6 protein-coding genes are annotated in these 7,676 nt (G+C 67.8%); 5 read left to right on the top strand and 1 reads right to left on the bottom strand.

Features of this window, described 5'->3' with window-relative positions; all coding sequences use genetic code 11:
• Nucleotides 1-432 precede the first annotated feature (432 nt).
• Both E1263_RS27930 and E1263_RS27925 read left to right on the top strand, forming a co-directional pair.
• Nucleotides 433-1,209, top strand: a complete 777-nt coding sequence (locus E1263_RS27930; RefSeq protein WP_238161583.1) for a TSUP family transporter — start codon at nucleotides 433-435, stop codon at nucleotides 1,207-1,209.
• A 281-nt stretch (nucleotides 1,210-1,490) separates the two neighbouring features.
• Entirely contained in the window at nucleotides 1,491-2,168 is a 678-nt protein-coding gene (locus E1263_RS27925) for a slipin family protein (protein ID WP_132172620.1), read from the top strand.
• On the opposite strand, the gene E1263_RS27920 is transcribed toward E1263_RS27925, so the two are convergent.
• Nucleotides 2,146-3,252, bottom strand: coding sequence for a cytochrome P450 (locus E1263_RS27920; protein ID WP_132172618.1), 1,107 nt, complete (start codon nucleotides 3,250-3,252; stop codon nucleotides 2,146-2,148). The genes E1263_RS27925 and E1263_RS27920 overlap by 23 nt on opposite strands.
• 122 nt (nucleotides 3,253-3,374) lie before the next feature.
• On the opposite strand from E1263_RS27920, the gene priA reads away from it, so the two are divergent.
• From priA to E1263_RS27905, 3 genes are read left to right on the top strand one after another with little or no spacing between them, the layout of a single operon-like run.
• Nucleotides 3,375-4,112 (top strand): bifunctional 1-(5-phosphoribosyl)-5-((5-phosphoribosylamino)methylideneamino)imidazole-4-carboxamide isomerase/phosphoribosylanthranilate isomerase PriA, encoded by a 738-nt coding sequence (gene priA / locus E1263_RS27915; protein WP_132172616.1) that lies wholly within the window; start codon nucleotides 3,375-3,377, stop codon nucleotides 4,110-4,112.
• Nucleotides 4,109-6,436 carry an HAD-IB family hydrolase gene (locus tag E1263_RS27910; RefSeq protein ID WP_132172614.1) on the top strand — a complete coding sequence of 776 codons (2,328 nt, stop codon included), beginning with the start codon at nucleotides 4,109-4,111 and terminating at the stop codon, nucleotides 6,434-6,436. The genes priA and E1263_RS27910 overlap by 4 nt, the downstream gene beginning before the upstream one ends.
• Complete coding sequence (locus E1263_RS27905) at nucleotides 6,433-7,632, top strand: zinc-dependent alcohol dehydrogenase (RefSeq protein ID WP_132172612.1); 1,200 nt, start codon at nucleotides 6,433-6,435, stop codon at nucleotides 7,630-7,632. The genes E1263_RS27910 and E1263_RS27905 overlap by 4 nt, the downstream gene beginning before the upstream one ends.
• The last annotated feature ends 44 nt before the right edge of the window (nucleotides 7,633-7,676 follow it).

Here is a 7,676-nt window from a genome sequence, read left to right as displayed (position 1 = left end):
CCAGACGCCCGGGCAGCGGCATGCCCAGCCCCACCCCCGTCGCCGACTGAACCCCTCGGGCGTCGCCGAGTGAACCCACCGGGCGTTTAGCCGTCGAGTGTGCGGACCATGTCGTCGGATATCGATTGCCAGCCACACGGTCCGTTCACTCGCGAGGTTTCCGGGTCCCTGGCGAGTGGGTTCACCGTGCGACTGGTGTTGGCAATGGGGTTTGTACAAGAGGTCTTGAGTAATTGCCGAGGGCGGCTCGCCTGGTGGAGGGAAGGCGAAAGCCGTGAGATGCCCAGGAAATGGTGTGGGTGCAGGGTGGTGTGGCGGGGATCGACGAGAACAAGGCGCTGGTACGCCGTTTCCCAGCTCGGAGCGTTGTGAAGGTGGGATGAGTCACGTAAGGGTTGTTTGGAACAATGTCATTACCTGACGATGGTGTGTGTGCCTGATATCTCCACCTGGACCTTGATCTTCCTGATCCTCGCCGCGTTCTCGGCCGGCTGGATCGATGCGGTGGTCGGCGGGGGAGGGTTGCTGCAACTGCCCGCGATGTTGCTCGGGTTGCCGAATGCAACGCCCGCGCAGATCCTGTCGACGAACAAGATCTCGTCATTGTTCGGTACGGCGACCAGCGCGGTCACGTTCGGGGTCAAGGTGCGCCCGGACAAGAAGACCGTGATCCCGCTCGCGATTCTGGCCGGTCTCGGATCGGCGGCGGGAGCGGTCGTGGCGACGCGGATTCCGATGGCGTGGTTCAAGCCGATCGTGCTCGTGCTGCTGATCGGCGTTGCGATTTACACGGCGCTCAAACCCTCGCTGGGGGCGCGGACGGCGTTGCGGTTCGACGGGCGTGAGCACTATCTCGCGGCGTGCGGGGTCGGTGTCGTGATCGGTTTCTACGACGGCGCGGTCGGTCCGGGGACGGGCTCGTTTCTGATCTTCGCGCTGGTCGGGCTGCTCGGCTACAACTTCCTGCAGGCCAGCGCCAAGGCCAAAATCGCCAACGTGGCCACGAACCTGGGCGCGATCGGGATCTTCGCCCTGCATGGCGCGCCGCTGTGGAAGCTCGGTCTGATCATGGGTTCGGCCAACATGGTCGGCGGCCTGCTCGGGGCGCGGACCGCGGTGGCACGCGGCAGCAAGTTCGTCCGGGTCGTCTTCCTGGTGGTGGTGTCCGGTCTGATCCTCCGCCTCGGGTACGACGTCTTCTTCGGCTGAGACGTGAATGCAGTTGCTGGAGGCATCGGTCACGGGTCACACTGAACGCTGAGACATCGGCCAGGTCAGCAGCGATCACCGGCGGTTGCCAGGGATCGTCCTGCGCGTCGTCCTGGTGCGGATGCGCCGCTTTGCAACGGACAAAGCTCACGGTTCGCCCCGGTACACGTGCAATCCCGGAGCGCGGCTCTGCAGGCCCGGCTGCTCGTCATGAGCCGGAACCTCCGCCGCCGTTCCGGGCGCGTGCCGGGGCGAACTCCGTTCGGACGAGAGAAGGTGCAATGAAGGTTGTGGTGCAGTCACACGAGCGCGTGCTGGTGTATCGGGACGGTGCCTTCGAGGCACTGCTCGAGCCCGGACGCCACCGCGTCCCCAAGATCTGGCGGGTGCGTCGAGAGTCTGTCGACCTGCGGCTGCGTCAGCTGACGGTCAGCGGCCAGGAGATCTTCACCGCCGACGGTGTGACCGTTCGCGTCTCCGCCATTCTGCGCTGGCAGGTCAGCGACCCGCGCGCCTTCGCCGAGTACGCCGAGGCGCCGCTCGATCACCTGCACGCGGCGCTGCAATTCGCCCTGCGAGACGCGATCGGCCGGCGTGAGTTCGAGGCGCTGCTGCGACCGGACGTGCGCTCCGAGGTGAACGCCGAGCTCGCTGAGCCGGTCCGTGCCGAGGTCGCGGGCCTGGGCGTCACCATCATCGATGCGACGATTCGCGATCTCGTGCTGATCGGCGAGATCCGGGCAGCGCTGGCTGAGGCTGCGGTTGAGCGTCAGCGCGGCCGGGTTGCGCTCGAACGTGCTCGCGGTGAGGCGGCGGCCCTGCGGTCGCTGGCCAACTCCGCCAAGCTCCTCGACGACCACCCGGCGCTGGCCGCGCTCCGGATGATCCAAGCGGCCGGCGAGTCCGGCGCAACCGTCGTACTGACGCGCGACGGCCTCATCCCGCCCACGTCACGTTGAGCGCCGGCACCTTGCGGAACACGAGTCCGCGAGGTGCCGGTGACTCCGGAAGTAGCTGCAGGTCGGGCAACGTCAGTACGGCGGCCACAGCGGCCTGCGTCTCGAGTCGCGTGAGGTGCATTCCGAGGCAGATGTGCGGCCCGCTCGCGAAAGCAAGATGCCGTCGCGCATTGGACCGCCGTACGTCGAAGGTGTCCGGGTCGGGAAACACCTCGGGATCCCGGCCCGCGCCCGCCAGCGAGACGACCACGAGGTCGCCGCGGCGGATCTGTTGTCCGCCGAGCTCGACGTCGCGAGTCGCATACCGGTCAACCACTGCGGCCGCCGGCTCAAGCCGCAGCGACTCCTCCAGCGCATTCGGGAGGAGCGTGGGGTCGGCCCGCACAACCTCCAGCTGATCCGGATGGGTCAGCAGGTGCCACAGTGCGTTGGTGATCATCCCCTCGGTGGTTTCAATCCCACCAAACATCAGTACCGCGGCATTCGCCACGACCTCGTCGGTGGACAGCTTCCGAGCCGCCGCACCAAGTAACCCGTCGGATTCGATGCCCGAGGCAACATGTCTGTGCAGCTCGGCAAACGCGGCAGCACCCTCCGCGGTGACCGCCCGCCCAGCCGCAACTCCGGACACGGAGTCGGAGATCGCGGTGTACCAGTCGAGGACCGTGGACGCGGAAGCCTGGGGGAGTCCGAGCGAGTACGCGACCACCGCAACCGAGAGCGGCCCAGCCAAAGTTGTTCGTAGATCGCTGGGGGACTGAGCCAGTTCCATGAGATCCGCGACTGTGCGCTCCACCGGTCCGGCGAACCGGCGGCGCGTCTCCGCGAGGCCGAACGGCGACTCGAAGGGGGCGCGGTGAGCAGCGTGCGCGGCGCCGTCCAGGGAGAGCATCGAGGGCCCAACTACTTGGGCTGTGGAGAACCGCGGATCATCGACGGTGAAGGTCTCCGGGTCGCGCATGACGGCAACCGCCAGAGCCCGGCCGCTGACCACCCAGCCGCCCAAGGCGTCCATCCATCCGATCGGACGGATCACGGCCAAGGCCGCGTGCGGGTCGCGCTCGAGCTCGTCCAGAGTGACCATGCCACCACCCTAAACAGGTAGACCACACGCCTTACTGGTATTGCTGAGACAGATCTATTCTGAGTGATTCAGCAGGGTATCTGGTTACAAATCAGCCATCAGAGCCCTCTAGGGTGTGGCCCATGTCTGACAATTTGGTGCTGCTGCCTGCCGTCGATGTGGCGGACGGTCAGGCGGTTCGGCTGGTGCAGGGTGCGGCGGGCAGTGAGACGTCGTACGGCGAGCCGTTGGCGGCTGCGCTGGCGTGGCAGGAGGCTGGAGCCGAGTGGGTGCACCTGGTGGACCTGGACGCGGCGTTCGGGCGCGGGAGCAACCGTGAGCTGCTGGCCGAGGTGACCGGGAAGCTGGATGTGCAGGTCGAGTTGTCGGGCGGGATCCGCGACGACGACTCCCTGAAGGCCGCGCTGGCGACCGGGGCGCGCCGGGTGAACATCGGTACGGCGGCGCTCGAGGACCCGGAGTGGTGTGACCGGATCATCGGCGAGTACGGCGACCGGGTCGCGATCGGCCTGGATGTCCGCGGCCGGACGCTGGCGGCGCGCGGCTGGACGAAGGAAGGCGGTGACCTGTACGAGGTGCTCGAGCGGCTGGAGACGGCCGGGTGTGAGCGCTACGTGGTCACCGATGTGACGAAGGACGGCATGCTGCAGGGGCCCAACCTGGAGCTGTACCGCGATCTGTGTGCGCGCACGGCCAGGCCGATCATCGCCTCCGGCGGCGTCTCCAGCCTCGACGACCTGCGGGCGCTGAGCACGCTGGTCGCCGACGGTGTCGAGGGCGTCATCGTGGGCAAGGCCCTGTACGCCGGCGCGTTCACTCTGACCGAGGCACTCGAACTCACGCGTGGAGGCGACAAGTGAGTCTGGCCGACAAGCTCAAGGACAAGAAGGTCCTTGTCACCGGCATCACCGGTTTCGTCGGTGAGGCCCTGCTGCACCGGATGATCGGCGACCTGCCCGGCACGACCGTGGTGGCGATCATCCGGCCGAAGGGCTCGCTGACCGGCGCGATGCGGATGGCCCAGCTGCTGAAGAAGGACATCTTCAAGCCGTTCTACGGCGAGGGCACCCCGTACGCCGACGCCGAGGCGCTGACCGCGGACCGGATCGAGGTCGTCGAGGGCGACCTGTCCGACGTACCGGCGTTGCCGAACGATCTCGACATCGTCGTGCACTGTGCCGGTGACGTCAGCTTCGACCCGCCGATCCACGAGGCGTTCACGACCAACGTGCTCGGTACCAAGAGCCTGCTCGAGCGGATCGACGAGAGCCGGCAGGGGACGGATCGCAAGATCCACTACGTGCACATCTCGACCGCCTACACGGCCGGTCGCCGCCGCGGCGCGATCCCGGAGGCGTCGGTCGACCACACCGTCGACTGGCGGGTGGAGGCCGAGGCCGGGATGGCGATGCGGCCCCGGATCGAGGAGCAGTCGCGGTCCGCGCCGATGCTGGCCAAGTTCCGCAAGGCGGCCGAGAAGGTGCACCGCCGCGCCGGTCACCTGACGGCCGCGGTCGACACCGAGCGCCGCCGTACCGAGTGGGTTGCCAAGCGACTCGTCGAGACCGGTACCGAGCGCGCCCGCAGCCTCGGCTGGACCGACTGCTACACGTTCACCAAGGCGCTCGGTGAGCGCGTGGTGGAGGAGTTCTCGGCGAAGTTCCCGACCTCGATCGTCCGCCCCGCCATCATCGAGTCCGCGCTCGTCACCCCGCACCCGGGCTGGATCGAGGGCTTCAAGATGGCCGAGCCGCTGATCCTGGCCTACGGCCGCGGTGAGCTGCCGGAGTTCCCGGCCAGCCCGGACGCGACCATCGACATCATCCCGGTCGACCACGTGGTCGGCGCGATCTGCGCGGTGATGGCGACCGAGCCCGAGCTGAGCAAGCCGGAGTACTACCACATCGGTTCCGGCGCCCGGAACCCGTTGACCTTCCATCAGGTCTACGCCGAGATCCACGCCTACTTCTCCAAGCACCCGTTCGACCTGGGTGAGCGCGGTGCGGTCCGGCTGCCGGTGTGGAAGTTCCCCGGCGGTGACTCGGTCGAGACGATGCTGCGGTACGGCGAACGTGCGCACAAGCTGGCCGATGCGGTCATCACCCGCGTCCCGCGCGGTGAGCGCACCCGCAAGTTCGCCCGCGAGCTGGATGTCCAGAAGCGCCGCATCGACTTCCTGCGCCGCTACCTGGACCTGTACGCCGAGTACGCGCACGCCGAGCTGAACTTCATCGACGACAACGTGCTCGCGCTGCACAACGCGCTCGAAGGTGACGACCAGGTGAAGTTCGCCTGCGACACCTCGGTCGTCGACTGGCAGTACTACTTCCAGGATGTGCACTGCCCGAGCGTCACCGAGTCGATGCGTCGCCTCGACGTCGTCCGCAAGAAGCGGAACAAGGGGCTGGCCGAGACGGCCGGCGTACTGAAGAAGCTTGGCGAGTCGACCGATGATGCGGACGGCGAGATCATCGCGGCGTTCGACATGGACGGCACGCTGCTGTCGTCGAACGTGATCGAGACCTACCTGTGGATGCGGCTCCCCGAGCTGGACGGTCCGCAGCGGGCCGGTGAGATCGGGCAGATGCTGCGGCGGCTGCCGAAGCTGATCAACGCCGAGCGCAAGGATCGCGGCGCGTTCCTGCGCACGATCTACCGCCGGTACGCCGGGGCCGACCTCGAAGAGCTCAACCGGATCGTCGACGAGATCCTCGCCGAGCATGTCCTCGAGCGCCTCAGCGGTGCCGCGGTACGGCGGATCCGGGAGCACCGGGCCGCCGGGCACAAGACGATCCTGATCACCGGTGCCGTGCGACCGCTGACCCGGCCGCTGGAGCCGTTGTTCGACGAGATCGTCGCGGCCGAGCTGTCCGTCGACGACCGCGGCCGCTGCACCGGCTACCTGTCCGGACCGCCGCTGGTCGGGGAGTCCCGGGCCGCGTGGATCAAGCACCGCGCCCGGACCGGCAACGTCGACCTGTCGAAGTCTTTCGCGTACGCCGACAGTCACTCGGACCTGCCGATGCTGGCAGCCGTGGGCAACCCGGTCGCGGTCTCGCCGGATGTGTCGCTTTACCGGGCGGCCCGAGCTGGACGCTGGCAGATCGTTGACTGGAAGACCCCGACCACCTCTTCGCGACTGGAGCTCCCTGGGGTGCAGCGTTCTGGAGGTTTGGCCCGATGATGCTGGCGCTCGAGATGTACCGCTCGCCTGCGAAGTACCTGGCGGCCAAGGCCGTCGGCGGCCGGATCCCCGGCGTACTGACCGGCCCGGCGGCGCCGCTGCGGCTCGTCACCATCAACGAGCCGAAGGCCGAGCGGGCCGGCTGGGCGCGGATCCGGCCGATCCTGTCCGGGATCTGCGGTTCGGACCTCGGCATGGTGTTCGGCTCGACGAAGATGTACTTCTCCGCCGTGGTGTCGATGCCGTTCGTGCCTGGTCACGAGGTCGTCGGTGAGCTGCTGGAAGACTGCGAGGACCTGCCCAAGGGCACCCGCGTAGTCATGGACAGCGTCCTGACCTGCGCCACCCGCGGTGTCGAGCTGTGCGAGGGCTGCGCGTCCGGTCACACCAACCGGTGTGACCGGATCACCGTCGGCCACCTGAAGCCCGGTCTGCAAACAGGCTTCTGCCAGGACACCGGCGGTGGCTGGGGCAACGTGATGATCGCTCACCGCAGCCAGCTATACGCCGTACCGGAGGGCCTGAGTGATGAGCGCGCTGTGCTCGTCGAGCCGCTGGCCGGTGCGGTTCACGCCGCGTTGCGTGCCAATGTGCAGGCCGGTCAGTCGGTGTTGGTCAGCGGCGCGGGTGCGGTGGGTCTGTTCGCGACGCTCGCCATTCGTGAGCTGACGCAGGCCGGCCGCATCACGGTCGTCGCCAAGCATCCCAAGCAGCGCGAGCTCGCCAAGGCGTTCGGTGCCACCGATGTTGTGGCGCCCGACGAGGTGTTCCGCGGCGTTCGCCGGTCGACCGGCGCGTTCCGGTTGAAGCCCGAACTGGGCGCCAAGGAGTTTCTGCTCGGCGGCGTCGACATCGCCGTCGACGCGGTCGGCAGCAAGGACTCGATCGACACGGTCCTGCGGGTCACCAAGGCCGGTGGCCGGGTAGTCCTGTCGGGGATGCCGTCGACCGGTGCCGACCTGTCGCCGGTCTGGTTCCGTGAGCTGGACGTCGTCGGTACGTACGCTTCCTCGTCGTCGGAGCCCAATGGGCGGCCGGCGTTCGAGACCGCACTGGAACTGGCCGGGAAGGCTCCGCTCGACGGAGTCGTCGGGGCCAAGTACCCGCTGTACCGCTGGCGTGAGGCTCTTGACCACGCGCATTCGGCCGGCCGCCTCGGCACGGTCAAGGTTGCTTTCGATGTGAGGGCCTCGTGAGGGCCGTGACAGTTCCGCAGGACGTACGACGAGAGGGTTTCTGA

The sequence above is a fragment of the Kribbella antibiotica genome (genome assembly GCF_004349055.1).
GTDB lineage: Bacteria > Actinomycetota > Actinomycetes > Propionibacteriales > Kribbellaceae > Kribbella > Kribbella antibiotica.
This window is presented reverse-complemented; position numbering and strand designations above follow the sequence as displayed.